Here is a 16,839-nt window from a genome sequence, read left to right as displayed (position 1 = left end):
AAGCGTTAGACTTTCACCAGATCTATCTAATGCTAAGATCGCGTTGCTAAACAGGCTCCGTAAAACTCAACGGCCTAGTGTGTTGGATGAGTACACTCCTAGAACCTTGACCGGAGCACATCGTTATGTATAATGCCCGCGTTGGGGTCGGCTCTAGTAATCGAAGGTGTATCCGCCTTTATCATTCAGGCTGATTTTAGCCACGAATGAATTCAACTCTATCGCTCCACTCGCTTCGCTCGCTCCTCGATAGAGTTAAATCCATTCACTACGTGAATGAATTTAAGTGAAAAGAGCAAGCTGGTAGGGTCGGCCTTCAACACTACTTAGGTTTTCTATGCAGATAGATTCGCACGTACATATGCTCCTTGGTATTTCCACCGAGGAGGAGCTTTCTGTATTGTCACGTATTATAGCAAGCCCATCGAACTTCTATAGAGAATTCAAAATTCCAAAAAAAAGTGGTGGAACTAGGACAATAAGTTCTCCATACCCTTCCTTAGCGATTATACAGAGCAATATTCTGAATAATTTGTTTTTTCCTTTTGAGGCTAATTCCTCTGCCTATGCATATGTGAAGGGTAAGAGCGCGATTGATCATGCTCGTATTCATGTTAATGGTAGTGAGTTATTGAAGCTTGATATAAAGAACTTTTTTCCTAGTATTTCTAGGCAAATGGTCTTCGAAGCTCTTCAGAGAAATGGGGCTAAAGCTGATGTGTGTTTTTATACTTCTCTTATTTGTATCTTGGATAATGGCCTTCCACAGGGCGCATGTACAAGTCCCGCACTTAGTAATTTAGTGTTCAGCCCGATAGATGTCAGACTTACCGGACTGGCAAATTTTTTTGGTTTAAAATATTCTCGTTATGCAGACGATCTGGCATTTTCAGGGGAGTTTATACCTAGGGATTTGGCGTCATTGGTAGGTGAGATTTTATTGGAGTATGATTTTCATCTAAATCATAAAAAAACGCAGTTAAAGTTGGCTGGTAGGAAAAAGATTGTAACGGGCGTCTCAATATCTTCTGGCCAAGTTAGGGCTCCGAAATCATTTAAGAGAAAGCTCAGGGCTCAGATTTATGAGTTGGAGAAAAATATTGGTAGTCTAGCGCGGCTGCCAGATTTTGATCCATTAATTTATGAGCGTTTAATAGGCCGAATTAATTATCTTCTCCAAATCGAACCTGAAAACAATTATGCGAAGGTGAAGAAAGCTTACCTGAGTAAATGCCATCAAGATTTTCTCGGACTTGTTGATGAGCAGATTATCAGTGCATTTGTGTAGTTTCGCTTGAGCTATAAAAATAGTATTCGACTGTTATCTGTTATATCGCGCAATTGAAATTATGCTTTAGATCGCTTTGCTAATACTTTCAAGCTTTTAGATTCCATACCTTTTACACCTTATTTATAAGTTCTTTTTTCACCCGATAAACTGTTGCGACGCCACAACCTGCCAATGTTGATATTTGATCTGCTGATGCACCTGGAAACTTTTTTTAGAAGCACTTAGTGCAATTTCTCCGGCCAGATATGTCGTCGCGAGCAGCACCTCGCTTGCACATAAACTCGGCAACCCCCTACCTTCGCCGGCAGGGCTACTAGTTGGCCCTAGAGAAGAAATCGCTCCCGACTCGGGTAGGCTTTGTTCTCAAGTTTACACCGATGGTACGCATCCGCGTACAGGGGTGGTTAAGTGGGGAGTAGGCGATTGGAATAAATCGTTAATTGGCACAGACGGGACTCTGGCTCGTAAGTGAGAATGATGGAGTCAGATTGGGAGCTCCTCAGCCCCCGTCCAGCGGAAACCTATGCCTCAATTACGCGAGATATGCGCTGTGCTTAATACTCAGCAAACCCGGCCAACGCGCCAAGCAAAGGACGCCAGCCATGACGAGTTTATGGTACTTCAGCTTGTCAGAAAGCCAAGCGCACAAGAGATTGAGTTCTCAGGTTACTGATAAAAAAACCGCGCTAGGCGCGGTTTTTTTTGCGTGGAATTTGACGAGGTTTGCGAGTCAAAACTCCAACGAACAGCGGCACTTACAAGACTATCTCTAGGTACTCTGGGTTCCACGCAATGGAGACGCACTGCTATTTGAAGGCTTCGTATATCCAGGTGCAAAGATTGCGCTCTCGACACCATAGAGAGCCAGCGGGTCGCTTAACCATAACCGATAAGCTAGACCCTTGATGCTGTGATCAGGTGAGCAATCAACGTGGTATTGCTGCAGGACATAGCCCGCCATCGCTGCACGCACACGAAGCCGCATGACTCCATCTTCCATCCCGAAATCGCGAATAACTAGCTCGGCTGAATCTTTGTCAGGATGGGGGACTATAGGGAGGTCCAGCATTCGATTCCACTGATCATCATTCGACCAACTCTCTGCAGCTAGAGGCTTTTCCCCAATAACAACCTCAGCGCTGCTCATCCTAGTGAATACGAAATCTGCAAATTTTCCGCTCTTGCGATCAAATGCGCGAGCATGCCAACGGAGCCCATCACAACCGATAGCAAACGGAACAATCTCTCGCGTTGAAGGCCCCGATTTCGACGTGTACTCGATTCTTACCACTTGCCCAAGGCGAATTGCACGCGTGATAGGCGCGAGGATTTCGATCTTAGGGCGACTCAGCAACGACACTGATTCGTGTCGAATCAGTGAGCCTTCCCCTGAATCTACGCCATCCCCGAATCCTTGCGACAGAGTCACTAATACGCGTTCGGAAGCATGTATTACCTGAGGCACGAACTGCTCACGAATAACATAGTGCTTACTAACCGGATCAAGCTCAGTGTTTTCCGGGGCGAGTTCACGGTAGAGCGCAAAGTCGCGTGTGGCTGCTGCTGAAGCCACTCCAAAGCGTTCCATTAGATCCGAGCGCGATACGACTCCCAAAAAATAGAGGCGGAAGTCTATGAAGGCTAAGCGCTCCTGCTGTGCCTTGCTGTAATCGCTGAGGTCAATCATGTTTTCTCCGTTCGGTCGTCAACGGGTGCAACCAATCATTCATGTGTCGAGGATAACACATGATGGGTTGACGTGATCAAAATGATGATGATAGTATTAAATTATGGATTGGCCTCATGCTCTTTATGAGCATGCTAGCAAATCTCTAATGGAGATTTGTAGTGGAAGTTTGAGACCAGGAAATAGAAAAGCCGACCAAGGTACGAACTTGATCGGCTTTTGGGAAAAGACGTCTGAACAGGCTCCAGATGTCTCTCGCGCTTCAGGAAAAGCGTTGTGATGGTAGCCTCAATGGGTACCGTTCGCAAGGGAGCGAGTTTGTGTTCGAGCCTATCTCTGTGAGAGACGACTATGTCCCAGCAAGAGATGTTCGAAAAGCCGGACGAGGAAGGGGAGGTCATTTACCGTATGACCATCCGCACTAAGTCTGGAAAGGTGATACGACGTGCGAACGGCCAGCCGTTCCGCATTGTTCTTCGCCCAAAAGCGGCTTAATAGGCCGTCCACTCGACTCAGGGCATCAATTGATGCCCTGTATTCCCATTAGAATGGATCACTCCCATGAGCCAGGATTTTTACGATCGAAACGGCACTCCGACCATCTATACCGATGACAATGTCCATCTTTTTAGTTTTGATGGGCGACCAGTTGGGTATTTTCATGGTGACGCCCTGTATTCATACGTGGGACAGCATCTAGGCCGTATTGCTAATGGATTGATACGCGACAATCACGGTCAAGTAGTATTTTTTTCCAGCAATGCTAATGGCGGCCCAATGAGGCCTATGCGTCAGTTGAAGCCTCTAAAAGGCCTTAAGCAGCTTAAACCCCTCAAAGGGCTACGGCAGCTCCAGCCCCTACGGCCACTACTTAACAACAGTTGGTCGCAGCTCTCCGGGCAACAATTCTTCCTTTGAGCAGCCGCCTCAGCCTGATAGCGCCCGAATGGTAGCAGTAAGGTATAGGTCATGCTTTTGTAGTAAGAGTTAGTCCCTTGCCACTATTGTCAAAATATATTGTTGAAAATCAGGGTCGGTTTGGTGGGATAGGCTGGGAGGTGTCAAAATTTCCGCCGAGCTGGGGCCTCCCTGTTGAGCCGTTTGTCCCAGTATTTGCTGAACTATCGGTGTCAAAATATTTTGTTCTGCACCACCCGTTTCCGGGAGTGGTGTTCATATTCTTGTAGGAGCGAGCTTGCTCGCGATGAACTTGAGAGCGACACAAGTTATCCAGAAGGATAGCGTCATCGTTCACGACCATCGCGAGCAAGCTCGCTCCTACAGGGGATCGGACAGCATTATTGGGAGCGGGGGTTTTTCACTTCTCAGCAAGCCCGCCAGCCTGACGCCGCATCCGCCGCGTATCAAGCAAATAGACCATCGCGCAGGCATACAGGGTAACCAGAATGAACAAGCCCATGCGGATGGCGAAGGCGGTATAGACATCCTTGCCCGCTGCACTGTCCTGCACCGATTGGCCCAGCAGAATGATCAGCGTCGCCAGACTGTTGAGCCAGAAACTCGGCGGTTGCCGCGTGACGGCCAGTCCATAGAGCTTGCGAGCCACCACTAAACCGAACAGCAGCATCCACAGAAAATACATCCACAAGTTGACGAACAGGCTCAGCGCGCACCAGAACAGGATCGCCATCAGGCCACCCAGCAGGGTTGAGCCGAGCAGTTCCTGGCCGGCGTTGCGGGCGTTGGTCGCGCAGCTTTGCTGGCCGAGACCGACGGCCTTCATGATGATCGGCATAAAGCTGGCCGGGTCGACCATGGCCAACAGAAAGGCCGGGAGCACCACTAATGTGGCGCGCAGTGCCAGCCAACCGCTTTCGGTGGGTGTGAGGGTCGGTTCAGGTTTGGCGGCGGGGGCACTGGCGGGGTCTGGAAAGAGCCAATGGCAGATCGTCAGCGTCGTGACGGCCAGGAATAGTCCCTTGACCAAGGCGACGATCACTTCCAACGCCAGGTTGAATTCAGCAGTCCCTGACGAACTGATCAACGTCAGACCCACTACCAGAAAAGTCGCCACCAGCGGGTTTCCGCCACGCAAGCCATAACCGAACGCCATGAACAGGCAGAGCCCGACCAGCAACACTCCACCGACCGGGTAATACCGCAGCAGGGGTATGAGGAGCAGGCCGCTCCCGGTGGTCAACATGAGTATCAGGATCAGGCCCAGGCTGGCCTTGAACGGCAATGGCCGGTTCATTGCTGCCAGCATCATCATCGCCAGCATCGGGGCGAGGAATGGGATGGGCAGGGCCAGTCCATAACTCGCCGCCAGGCACAGCGCCGTGCCGAAACCAAGGCGCAGGGCGCGCTGTGCACGGGGCGAGCGTTCAATAGGCATAGGACAGCCAGCTCATGAATCGCAGGAACAGGCGGCCCAGCCAATTCAACGGACCGTTGTCGCTCGGGAATGCCATGACTTCTGCCTGGCCACCGGCGCGGATGCCCTGCGGGCCGGTCAACTCACCGGGGTCGAATTCAATGATGACCGGAAACCGCTGGGCCGGGCGCAGCCAATCGCGGCTGTTCTCCACTGTCGGCAGGCTACCGGGCGGAGTGGTCGAGCCGGTATCGACGCCATAGCCGACGCTGCGGACATGGCCTTTGAAAATTTGCCCTGGCAGGGAGTCGAGGACGATCGACACCGGTGTGCCCGGCTTGACGTCGCCCAGGTTGTTTTCGGTCATGTCGGCGCTGACCCAGACATCGTGGATCGCGATCAGGGTCATCACCGGGGCGCCAGCGGCGGCGAATTGGCCGACATCAGTACGCAGATCTGTGATCAAGCCGGCCGAGCGGGCGTGGATCCTGGTATTGCTCAGGTCCAGTTCGGCTTTCTCCAGGTTGCTGGCGGCGCTGAGCAACTGGGCGTTTTCGTCTTCGCTACCACCCTGTGTTTCTCGCGCGCGTTGCACTTCGGCCTTGGCGGCGGCGACCTGGCTAGTGGATTCTGTCAATGTGGCGCGGGAAATTTCCAGACGACGAAGGGAAATGGTGCCAGGATCTTCGCTGTACAGGCGTTCGAGCCGCTGGATGTCCTGGCGAGCCTTGAGCTCGTTGGCTTGGGCTGCGCGCAAGGAGGCTTGCTTGGAGTCAACGCCTGCGGTGTTGGCGCCTACCTGCCGCCGAGTCGTCTCGAGGTCGGAGCGGGCGCGATCAACCGCGATCTGGTACTGCTGCGGATTGACTTCAAACAGCAATTCGCCGGCCTTGACGTCCTTATTGTTGCGAACGTGCACCTTGGTCACCCGGCCGGACACTTCCGCCGCCACCGGCACCACAAAAGCCTGCACCCGGGCCTGCTGCGTATAGGGCGTGTAGCGATCGGCCAACAGATACCAGATCAGGCTCAGGAGGATCAGCAGCACCACCCAGTTGACCGCTTTTTTGGCCGGGTCTGCAGCGGGCGCCGTGGTGTTCACGTCGGCCGATTGTGAGCTGTCAGTCATGGGGTAGCTTCCTTCGGTTCGTCGAGCAGATCGCCCCAATCGGTTCGTTGCTGCATCTGTTGGCGGGTCGCTGAATCAATCATTGGCTGGTCGCTGTACCAGCCACCGCCCAATGCCTTGTAGAGGGCAATCAAGTTGTTCACGGCGGTGCCACGGTTGACCAGATAGATATCTTGCTGGGCGAACAAGGCGCGCTGGGCATCGAGCACGCGTTGGAAATCCGAGTAGCCTTCGCGGTATTGGGCATTGGCCAGAGTCACCGAACGGTCGGCGGCGATCGATGCTTCGGCGAGGATACGGTCGCGCTCCAGCGCCTTGATCAGACCAGTCGCGGCATCGTCAGCCTCGCGCGCGGCCTGGCGTACGCTGTCCTGATAAACGACGATCAACTGCTGCAGGCGTGCGTCCTGCACGCGAACATTGTTGGTGATTCGGCCATGGTCGAAGATATCCCAGCGAAAGCTCGGCCCCCCCACCAGGTCGAGGGTATCGGAAGCGCCCTTGAGTGAACTGGTGGACCAGACGATGCTGCCCAGCAGGCTGATCGAGGGGTACAGGTCGGCTTCGGCAACACCGATCAGCGCCGACTGTGCCGCCACTTGTAACTCGGCTGCGCGAACGTCCGGGCGTCGTACCAGCAAGTTGGCGGGGACATCCTGCAAGATGGCCGTGCCAAGCAGCGGCACCAGTCCGGTGTTGTTGTTCAGTTCAGGGAATGCGCCGGGTGGACGGCCGACCAGGGTGGACAAGGCATTGCGAAAACTTGCCACTTGGCTCTCGAAATCGGGAATGGTACTCAGAGTGCCCAGGTACTGCGTCTTGGCCTGTTGCAGGTCGAGCTCGGCTTCGGCCCCGCTTTTGAACAAGCGCTCGGTGATCTCATAGCTGCGTTTTTGCAGTTTGGCGTTGCTGCGGGCGATGTTCAGGCGCGCTTCGGCGGTGCGCAAGGCGTAGTAGGTTTGCGCCAATTGCGCGTGCAACAGCACCAGGACGTTTTCATAGTTGGCCTGCGCGGCAAACCAGGACGCGTCGGCTGACTCGATGGCACGACTGAAACGGCCCCAGAAATCCAGCTCCCAGCCGATATCAAAACCGGCGCTGTGTTGCCAGAAATTCGTGTCCTGAGGGTTCGTTCCCCCTGATTGATTGCGATCCAGATACAGGCTGTCGGCGCTGGCCTGTTGCAGTTGCGGAAAGCGACCGCTCTGGGCGATACCCAGTTGTGCGCGGGATTCCATCACCCGCAGACCCGCAACCCGCAGGTCGGCGTTGTGGGCATCCGCTTCGGCAATCAACTGGTTCAGCACCGGGTCGGCAAACACCTGCCACCATTGACGGCTGTCAGGTTGCGCGTGCTTTTGGTTGGCGAGCTCCAGGGCCGGGGTGTTCCAGTGTTCCACCCACGGCTGGGCCGGCGACTGAAAGTCCGGGCCCAGCTGTACGCAGCCACCGAGGACGGCGGTGCCACACAGGAGCAACCGATTGATGCGAGCAAGGCAAGGCATCAAAGGCAAACTCCTCAGACCGGATGTTGATCTTTCATTGCCTCGATTTGCGGTGTCTCGGTCTCGGTCTCGGTCACAGCCTCGACCTCGACCTGGGGTTTGTCATCGACCCATTGCCAGAACAGTTGGTAGCCCACCGCCAGTGCAACCGGCCCGATGAACAAACCGATAAAGCCACCACTGACCATACCGCCCAGTGCGCCAATCAGAATCACCGGCATGGGCACATCGACGCCACGTCCCAGCATCAACGGCTTGAGAACGTTGTCGGCCATCCCGGCGATCAGGCTATAGATACAAAATATGATCGTGCCCAGGGTCGTACCTTCGACGGCGAAGACATAAGCGATCACCGGAATGGTCACCAGCAGCACCGGCAATTGCATGATCCCCATCAACAGGGCAACCATGGCCAGCAACCCGGCCCCGGGTACACCCATGAGCACGAAGCCCACACCCACTGCCAGCATCTGGATGAATGCGATACCTACTACACCCTGAGCGACCGCACGGATGGTAGCGGTGCACAGTTCGGTGATGCGCGGGCCACGTTCCGGTCCGGAAAGACGCGAGGTGATGGCCAGGGCGCTACGTTCACCGTTTTCGCCGTAGGCCATCAGTACACCGGCAATGATCAGGGCGGCGATGAACAACAGAAAACCTACGCCCACATCCGCCAATTTGCCCAGCAGGCCCAGGCCGATGGATTTGATGTAAGGCATCAGCTTCATCAGTACGCTGCCCATGTCCGTGGCAGCCTGCATCCAGTAGGTATACAGCGGCTTGCCAATGAGCGGCAGGGACGCGATTTTCTCGCTTGGCAGGGGGATTTGTAAGGTATCGGACTTCAGGATCACCAGCGCACCTTCGACCGACTCACTGATTGAAGTGCCCAGCAAGTAGATCGGCACCATCAGCAAGCCCACGGCGACCACCACGATCAGTGTGGCAGCGCGGCCATCCTTGTTGCCCAGCTTGCCCTTGACCATGTTATGCAGGGGATACAGGGTAATCGCCAGGATCAGTGCCCAGAGCATGAGGTTGAGGAAGGGGTTGAAGATCTGGAAGCAGAACAGCACCAGTACGGCGATTAACCCGGCGCGAATCAGTACATCCAGCAAGCCACCGGACAGTGCCCTAGCGGAAATGTTTGTGCGCAACATTGTCGAACTCCTCGCGGTGTCACAGGCTTAGCCATCTAGTTGAACTTTCGACACATCCCTGACCAATCAACCGGAAAGCAAAAGGATGTACATCCGTCCAGACATTAACGACCAAGAGGGTTGGATTTCATGTAAGGAAACTAAAAAATGGCACCTACTGAAGTTCAATAGGTCTAAGGCTGTTTTTTAGTATAGGACCAGTCTTGTTTTCTGCCTGTCGACAAGCAGAAATCATGATTCCCGTGTCTGCGATGCTGACCTGGCTGGTTTTTCTTCCGGGCCGAAGGCCAGCCAACGGGCAATTTCGGATGATTGCGAAAGGCATACCCGCCTGCAAGAAAATCACCCTCAATAATTATCAAAAATCCCCTGTTAGTTTTTCCCTGGTACTTTTTGGCCCTTGGAAATCCCGGTTGTCGTTGTCGACTGGCTGGGAGCTCAGGTAGCTCGTTGATTTATTTAATGGTTGTATGGCCAACTGTGTCGTTGAGCACTGTCTGAAAAAATCCAACTGCGGTTGCACTTTTTTATCCGGAACCAGGACACACATCCATGGACCGTTTCCAGGAAATGCAGATATTCGCGACCGTCGCCCAGATGCAGGGTTTTTCGGCGGCAGCGCGGCATCTTGGCCTGTCGGCTGCCAGCGTTACACGGGCGGTGGCGGCTCTGGAGAAACGCATCGGCACCCAATTGCTCACGCGCACCACGCGCAGTGTGTATCTGAGCGAGGCAGGTCAGCGCTACCTAGAGGACTGTAGGAGAATTCTCAGCGAAGTACAGGAAGCGGAAGATTCGGCAGCAGGCAGCCATGCTCAGCCCCGTGGGCAATTGACGATTACCGCGCCGGTATTATTTGGCGAGTTGTTTGTAACACCGCTGATGGTGAATTTCCTGACGCAGTTCCCTGAAGTTTTAATCAACGCCGTGCTGGTTGACCGCGTGGTGAGTATGGTCGACGAGGGCATCGACGTCGCTGTGCGCATAGGTGAACTACCCGATAGCAGCCAGCACGCGATCCGGGTGGGTGAAGTGCGGCGGGTGATCTGTGCTTCGCCACGGTTTCTGAACCGCCATGGGCGGCCCGAACACCCGCAAGCGCTGGCACAAATTCCAATGATTGCGACATCGGCTATCGGCCAACTCAGGAGTTGGCCGTTTCTTGACCAGGGTGAGCTGGTGAGTGTCCGGTCGGAACCGCGACTGATCGTCACGGCGAATCAGGCAGCCATTACGGCGGCATGCCTGGGGCTTGGATGCACGCGAGTATTGTCTTATCAGGTCGCAGGCAAAGTGGCAGCCGGTGAGCTGGAAATTATCCTGGCCGAGTTCGAGCTTCCACCATTACCCATTCATGTGATCTATCAGGGCGGGCGCAAAGCCTCGGCCCGGGTGCGCAGCTTTGTCGACTTTGCGGTGAAGGCGCTACGAGAACATCCCGCCTTGCAGCGTTGAGTTATTTCACTGAGCGAAATAATGGATTGCGTTTGATGGTGATTCTGTTGATTCGGTTGTGGGTAGAAGATACGGCTCATCTTCCCTGAACCGCACCACTCAACCGAGGTGTCGCCATGCAAGCCATCAAACTCTACAACTTCCCACGTTCGGGTCACGCCCACCGTGTCGAGCTGATGCTCTCCTTATTAAAGTTGCCGACCGATCTGATCTTTGTCGACCTGGCCAAGGGTGAACACAAGCAACCGGAGTTCCTGGCGCTCAATGCGTTTGGCCAGGTGCCGGTGATTGATGACCAAGGCGTGGTGCTGGCCGATTCCAACGCAATTCTGGTTTACCTGGCGCAAAAGTACGGCAACGGCCGCTGGTTGCCAGCCGACCCGGTCGGTGCCGCCAAGGTGCAGCGCTGGTTATCGACGGCAGCCGGCCCGATTGCCTTCGGCCCTGCCCGGGCCAGGCTGATCACGGTCTTCGGTGCGCCGTACAATGCTGAGGAAGTGATCGCTTACGCCCACTCCGTGCTCAAAGTCATCGATCAAGAACTGGCCGATTCAACTTATCTGGCCGGCAGTGAACCGACCATTGCCGATGTTGCGGCCTACAGCTACATCGCCCATGCCCCTGAGGGCAATGTCTCCCTCGACAACTACGCCGACATCCGGGCCTGGCTGGCCCGCATTGAAGCGCTGCCGGGGTTTGTCGGTATGCCGCGCACAGTCGCCGGTCTGCAAAAAACCGCCTGATACTGCTAACACTGAACATGTGGCGAGGGAACAAGCTCCCTCGCCACAACCTCCACGCTGCAGGGGAGAAACCGTTATGGACCGTTCACCATGGCATGCCGGCGAGAAACAATTGCAGGCGCACGTGGGTGTAGCTGAACGAATGGAGACGTTCGGGCGTAAGGTGATTCGCAACGAAATGCCGGATCAGCACCGCACCTTCTATCAGCAATTGCCGTTCATGTTGTACGGCGCGGTCGATGCACAGGGTGATCCGTGGGCCAGCGTGCTTGAAGGTGTACCCGGTTTCGCCCAATCACCTGAGCCCGGTCTACTGCAGTTCAGCACCCTGCCGGCGGCGGATGACCCGGCGCAACTCAACGAGGGCGCGGCAATCGGTTTGCTGGGCATCGAGCTGCACACCCGGCGCCGTAACCGTATCAACGGTCACGTTCGTTTGATGAAGGCGGGCGGCTTTGGGGTGACGGTGGATCAGTCGTTCGGCAATTGCCCCCAGTACATTCAGTTGCGGCAGTTTCGATCAGTGCCGTTGGCGGACCCTTCGACGCGAGTCCCACAACATTTCAACGCGCTGGATGACGCCGCCAAAGCCATGATCGCCGAGGCCGACACCTTCTTTGTCGCCAGTTACGTCGAGGTTGACGGCGAACGTTCGGTAGACGTTTCTCACCGGGGTGGTCAGGGCGGGTTCGTACAAGTGGAGGGCAATCGCCTGACCATTCCCGACTTCGCTGGCAACCTGCATTTCAATACCTTGGGCAATCTGCTGCTCAATCCCCGAGCCGGCCTGCTGTTTATTGATTTCAATACCGGTGACTTGCTGCACCTCATCGGACGAACAGAGATCATCCTCGAAGGTCCGCAGATCGAGGCGTTTCAAGGGGCCGAGCGGCTGTGGACGTTCGAGGTCGAGCAAGTGGTGCGGCGCCCTGGCGCCCTGGCGCTGCGTTGGCGCTTCGACGGCATGTCGCCCACCAGTTTGCTGACCGGGACATGGGAACAAGCCACGGCACGATTGCAGGCCAAGGCTTTGGGCGATCAATGGCGACCCTTGCGTGTGGCGCGTATCGAAGTGGAAAGCCATAACATCCGTTCAATTTATCTGGAGCCTGCTGACGGTGCCGGGTTGCCGTTGTTCCAGGCTGGGCAGCATTTGCCATTGCGCTTCAACATTGACGGTGATGTACATATCCGTACCTACAGCCTGTCGAGCGCTCCGTCCGATGACTTTTTCCGTATCAGCGTGAAACGTGACGGGCGAGTGTCCACGCATTTGCATGAACACCTTCGTGTCGGCGATGTGCTGGAGGCGCGGGCGCCACAAGGGCATTTCACCGTGGCGCCCCACGAGCGACGGCCATTGGTCTTGCTGGCGGCCGGCGTGGGCATTACGCCGCTGCTGTCGATGCTGCGTGAGGTGGTTTATCAGGGGTTGCGCACTCGCCGTATCCGGCCGACGTGGTTTATCCAGAGCTCGCGAACGCTGGCCGATCAGCCTTTTCGCAGGGAGCTGGACCGCTTGCTCGACGATGCGGGTGAGGCGGTGCGAGTCTCGCGTCTGATCAGCCAGCCAGAACCGCAAGCATTGGAGGGGGCCGATTTCGATCTGACCGGGCGTATCGACATCACGCTCCTCAAGGACTTGCTTGAAGTCGAGGATTACGACCAGGTGGATTTTGTCCTCTGCGGCCCCGGAAGTTTTACCCAGGCGTTGTACGACGGTTTGCGTGAGATGGACATCCGCGACGCGCGGATCCACGCCGAAACCTTCGGTCCTTCGACGTTGCGCCGCCAGCCAGACTCCGATGCAGTGGTCATCGAACAACCTCCGGCCGCCACCACCTCGGTGCCGGTGGTGTTCCAGCGTTCGGCCAAGGAAGCACGTTGGCAACCCGATGGTGGCAGCCTGCTGGAGTTGGCGGAAAGTCGAGGCTTGCGCCCGGAATTCAGCTGCCGAGGCGGTTCCTGCGGGACCTGCAAAACGCGCTTGATCAGCGGCCATGTGAATTATCCACAGCCACCCGCGGACGTGCCTGATGAAGGACATGTGCTGATTTGCTGTGCGATTCCGGCGCAGGGAACGCAGCCGCTGGTGCTCGATATCTAAAGGATCATGGCAGGCGAACATTGCCCCCACAGCATTGAATAAGTAGGGTAGTGCGCAATACGAAAAGGGCCGTGGCAGGCCCTTTCTGCTTTTCAGGGACAGGCGTTTTTCATGGTTCTTCTCACTCGCGCGATCGTCCTGTTAACGACGCTGGCGCTGCTCACCGGTTGCGAACGACAGGACACACCACCGCTGGATCAGCAACTTTACGTTTGGCAACGGCAATGGACACCGGCCCATGGTGCAGCCCTTAGCGACAGCCGTGCAGACTTTTCGACCTTGCGGGTGCTGGCGTTGCAAGCCTTCCCCAAGGTTGGCTGGAACCGGGCGCGAATTGATCCGGTATTGCTCAAGCAGGATGGTAGGCCGCTGATTGCGGTGATTCGTCTCGACGGGCAACTGCCCTCGTTGAATCAAGATGAAGTCACCGCACAAGTTCAGCAGCTGTTAGTCGATTGGCAGGCACAAGGGCTGACAGTCTCTGGTGTCGAAATCGACCACGATGCAGGTAACTCTCGGCTACGGAGCTATCGTCAGTTTCTTACGCGATTGCGCGCCGCTCTGCCGGCATCTTTGCCGCTGAGCATCACGGCTTTACCCGCCTGGCTCGACAGCCCCGAACTGCCTGCGCTGTTATCCGCAGTCGACAGCAGCGTGCTGCAAGTCCATGCGGTCAGTGATCCGCGCCTTGGCTTGTTCGACGCCGATCAGGCTCGAAAATGGGCGAATGCCTGGAGTCGTGTCTCGACAAAGCCCTTTTATCTGGCGCTGCCGGCCTATGGCGTTGCGTTGCTGTCGGGAGCCAGCGGCGCGCCTATTGTCGAAAGTGAAGTCACCCTTGATCGTGAGGGACAGCGCCGTGAATTGCTCGCCGATCCGCAGCAGCTGAGTGCACTCGGGGCCACGTTGCGCGCTGATCCACCCAAACATCTGGCAGGCCTGATTTGGTTTCGTCTGCCGTTGGCCAACGACCGTCGTGCGTGGAGTCTCACGACGTTGCGGGCGGTCGCCAGAGGCGATGTCCTGAATAGTCAGCTGACGTTGAAACTCTCGGCCGACAAAGGTCTCTATGACATCGCGATCACCAATCTGGGCAACCTCGACAGCCCTTGGCCAGAGCGCTTGACGCTGGCGGTGCAAGGTTGCGATGGCGCCGATGCGCTGGCCGGTTATGCATTGCAACAGAGTCCGGATCTGCTTACCTTCACCCGCCTGCGCGACGGTCGAATCCCGGCCGGCGGGCAGCGCGCCATTGGTTGGGCTCGCTGCGCACACATTGATCAAGGAGGTTCGAATGTTTCCCCGTAACTGGCCGCGTCATTTGCTTTGCCTGAGCCTCAGCTTGCCGCTGGGTTCGGCGCTGGCCTGCGGCCCTGATTTTCCCATGCGCTTGCTGGACAACCGCGAGCAGTCGCTGGCGGAGTTGCCGGAAGGCAATTTCAGTTTCGAGGTGAGCCGCCTCGGGCAGGCGATCGCTGGGCTCAAGCACGCGACGGCCGCCACATTGGGCCCCGGCGATGGCTATGGCGAAACCTCCGGTTATTCCGAGCAGCGGGATCTGGCCGAGCAAACGGGTTTGACGGCTGAACAGCAGATTTTGGTCAAACAGTTGCGTGGATTGACCGATGCTCGCCAAGTTGAAGTGCAAGGCGCGAGCCTGCCCGCCGAGTTCAAGCTCTATCTGGCCGGCGCTGTGGCATTCGGCGCGGGTGACCATGTCATGGCGGCCGAGTACTTCCAAAAAGTGCTGGCACTGCCTGCCGATCAACGCGCATTGCGCAGCACCTGGGCGGCCTATTCCCTGGGGCGGGCACTGTTTGCCATGAGTACCGAAGCCGGCGCGAGCCCTGATCGGCTGGAACAATCGCGCAAGGCGTTCGAGCAAACACGTCAGCTGAGCATCGACGGCTTCAGCGATCCTTTGGAACTGGGCATCGCCAGCCTCGGCGAAGAAGCCCGGGTGGTGCGCGCCGCTGGCGACTGGAACCGCGCCATCGAACTGTATACCGCGCAAAACCTGCATGGATCGGCGGTGGGCTACACCTCCCTGAAGCTGTTGATGGCCGATTTGGCGGCCATGCCTGAAGATCAATTGACTGAATTGCTCAAGGGCAAACCGGTGCAGCAATTGGTGACGGCGTCGCTGATCAGCCGGTTGGGCTGGTCATTCGGTGATCAAGCGCCAAACGAACAGAAAATGATCAAACTGCTGCAAAACAGCACCCGTGGCAGCCTCGATAATGCCGATCGATTGGCGGCGATGAATTATCAACAGGGCGACTACGTCAGCGCCAAAGCTTTCCTCGAACACGCCGGGGACGGCGGTTTGGCGTGGTGGCTACGGGCAAAACTGGCGCTGCGCGAGGGCGATAAATCTTCCGCCGCCGCGGCCTACGCCAAGGCTGCCCAGGCCTTCCCGCAGAATGAATCCTGGGGCGAACGACGCACGCCAGACTTCGATTACGAAACGCTGCAGCCTAAATGTCGGGTCGAGGGCGAGAGCGCGATTCTGGCGCTGCAACGCGGCGATTACCTGCAAGCCTTCGATCAGCTCTATCGCAGTCAAAGTAACTATTGGTTCGACGCGGCCACGGTGGCCGAGCGTGTGTTGACCCTTGAAGAACTCAAACACTACGTCGACACCCAAGTCCCGGCACCACCACCGCTTACTCAGCAGGAGCGCGATAACTATGTGCCCTTGCCGGTTGCAGCGAGCCTGCGCAATTTGCTTGGGCGGCGATTGTTGCGCGAGGGGCATTACGACGAAGCGCCGGCGTACTTCGATAACGTCGATTTACAGAACAAGGCCAAGTCCTACGCCATGTTGCGCAAGGAAGCGGACGCTGCCTGGTGGCCAACGACTCGAGCCGCCGCGCTGTTTAACTCGGCCGGTGTCGCGCGTGCGTTTGGAATGGAAATCCTCGGCTATGAAATGGCCCCGGATTACGCCACATTCGACGGCAACTTCAGCCTGGCAAGCTCTGAACTCAAGGTCGGGCCATTGATCGCTGAGGGCGAAGTCAAGCGTCAGCAGGCCAGCGTTGCTGAGCCCAATGAGCGTTACCACTATCGATTTGTGGCCACGGCATTGGCCGGTCGAGCGGCTGACAATTTGCCTCACACCAGCCAAGCCTTTGCGGCCGTGCTGTGCGCGGCAGCCGGTTGGAACACTAGCGTTGAAGAGGAGCGTGCTTTCTACCAGCGCTACGTCAAAGAAGGGCCGTACGTGGATTGGGCGTTCCATTTCGGTCATCAGTGCCCGTATCCCGACTTTCAAAATGCCGACAAGCGCTACGTGACCCAAGTTACCGATGCCGTGCGATCAACTCTGCGGCCTTACAAAAAACCGCTGCAGTATGGTGGAGTGGTTGTGGTGACGGCGGCGGCATTATTTTTGATCAATCGCCGCCGCAAGGCGCAATAA

General features: G+C 56.3%; 12 protein-coding genes. 7 read left to right on the top strand and 5 right to left on the bottom strand.

Features of this window, described 5'->3' with window-relative positions:
• Positions 1-400 precede the first annotated feature (400 nt).
• Positions 401-1,288 (top strand): reverse transcriptase family protein, encoded by an 888-nt coding sequence (locus tag QMK58_RS00685; protein WP_320395759.1) that lies wholly within the window; start codon positions 401-403, stop codon positions 1,286-1,288.
• Positions 1,289-2,060: 772 nt separating this feature from the next.
• Here the strand turns inward: QMK58_RS00685 and QMK58_RS00680 are convergent.
• Positions 2,061-2,978: a helix-turn-helix transcriptional regulator gene (locus QMK58_RS00680; RefSeq protein ID WP_320395758.1), complete on the bottom strand. Its 918-nt coding sequence runs from the start codon at positions 2,976-2,978 to the stop codon at positions 2,061-2,063.
• Positions 2,979-3,539: 561 nt separating this feature from the next.
• Between QMK58_RS00680 and QMK58_RS00675 the strand changes: the two genes are divergently transcribed.
• Complete coding sequence (locus QMK58_RS00675) at positions 3,540-3,896, top strand: 4-fold beta flower protein (RefSeq protein WP_320395757.1); 357 nt, start codon at positions 3,540-3,542, stop codon at positions 3,894-3,896.
• A 400-nt stretch (positions 3,897-4,296) separates the two neighbouring features.
• Here QMK58_RS00675 and QMK58_RS00670 read toward each other — a convergent pair whose 3' ends face one another.
• The 4 genes from QMK58_RS00670 to QMK58_RS00655 are packed head-to-tail and all read right to left on the bottom strand — an operon-like array spanning position 4,297 to position 9,110.
• Positions 4,297-5,334, bottom strand: coding sequence for a DUF2955 domain-containing protein (locus QMK58_RS00670; protein ID WP_053164043.1), 1,038 nt, complete (start codon positions 5,332-5,334; stop codon positions 4,297-4,299).
• Positions 5,324-6,442: an HlyD family secretion protein gene (locus tag QMK58_RS00665; RefSeq protein WP_053164041.1), complete on the bottom strand. Its 1,119-nt coding sequence runs from the start codon at positions 6,440-6,442 to the stop codon at positions 5,324-5,326. The genes QMK58_RS00670 and QMK58_RS00665 overlap by 11 nt, the downstream gene beginning before the upstream one ends.
• The gene (locus tag QMK58_RS00660) at positions 6,439-7,947 is read right to left on the bottom strand and encodes an efflux transporter outer membrane subunit (protein ID WP_053164038.1); all 1,509 of its coding nucleotides are present in this window, start codon (positions 7,945-7,947) and stop codon (positions 6,439-6,441) included. Before QMK58_RS00660 ends, QMK58_RS00665 begins: the two co-directional genes overlap by 4 nt.
• A gap of 14 nt (positions 7,948-7,961) precedes the next feature.
• Positions 7,962-9,110 (bottom strand): AI-2E family transporter, encoded by a 1,149-nt coding sequence (locus QMK58_RS00655; RefSeq protein WP_053164036.1) that lies wholly within the window; start codon positions 9,108-9,110, stop codon positions 7,962-7,964.
• A gap of 552 nt (positions 9,111-9,662) precedes the next feature.
• Between QMK58_RS00655 and QMK58_RS00650 the strand changes: the two genes are divergently transcribed.
• The 5 genes from QMK58_RS00650 (at position 9,663) to QMK58_RS00630 (ending at position 16,839) form a co-directional block, all read left to right on the top strand.
• Positions 9,663-10,565 (top strand): LysR family transcriptional regulator, encoded by a 903-nt coding sequence (locus tag QMK58_RS00650; protein WP_053164034.1) that lies wholly within the window; start codon positions 9,663-9,665, stop codon positions 10,563-10,565.
• Positions 10,566-10,681: 116 nt separating this feature from the next.
• Positions 10,682-11,308 (top strand): glutathione S-transferase family protein, encoded by a 627-nt coding sequence (locus QMK58_RS00645; protein ID WP_053164032.1) that lies wholly within the window; start codon positions 10,682-10,684, stop codon positions 11,306-11,308.
• A gap of 76 nt (positions 11,309-11,384) precedes the next feature.
• A complete protein-coding gene (locus QMK58_RS00640; RefSeq protein WP_320395756.1) occupies positions 11,385-13,415 on the top strand; it encodes a pyridoxamine 5'-phosphate oxidase family protein in 2,031 nt (676 codons plus the stop codon).
• 111 nt (positions 13,416-13,526) lie between these two features.
• Positions 13,527-14,723, top strand: a complete 1,197-nt coding sequence (locus QMK58_RS00635) for a DUF3142 domain-containing protein (RefSeq protein ID WP_053164027.1) — start codon at positions 13,527-13,529, stop codon at positions 14,721-14,723.
• Complete coding sequence (locus QMK58_RS00630; protein ID WP_320395755.1) at positions 14,710-16,839, top strand: hypothetical protein; 2,130 nt, start codon at positions 14,710-14,712, stop codon at positions 16,837-16,839. The genes QMK58_RS00635 and QMK58_RS00630 overlap by 14 nt, the downstream gene beginning before the upstream one ends.

This window comes from Pseudomonas sp. P8_241 (assembly GCF_034008315.1).
Lineage (GTDB): Bacteria > Pseudomonadota > Gammaproteobacteria > Pseudomonadales > Pseudomonadaceae > Aquipseudomonas.
The sequence above is the reverse complement of the archived record's forward strand: the minus strand, read 5'-3'. Positions and strand labels throughout refer to the sequence as shown.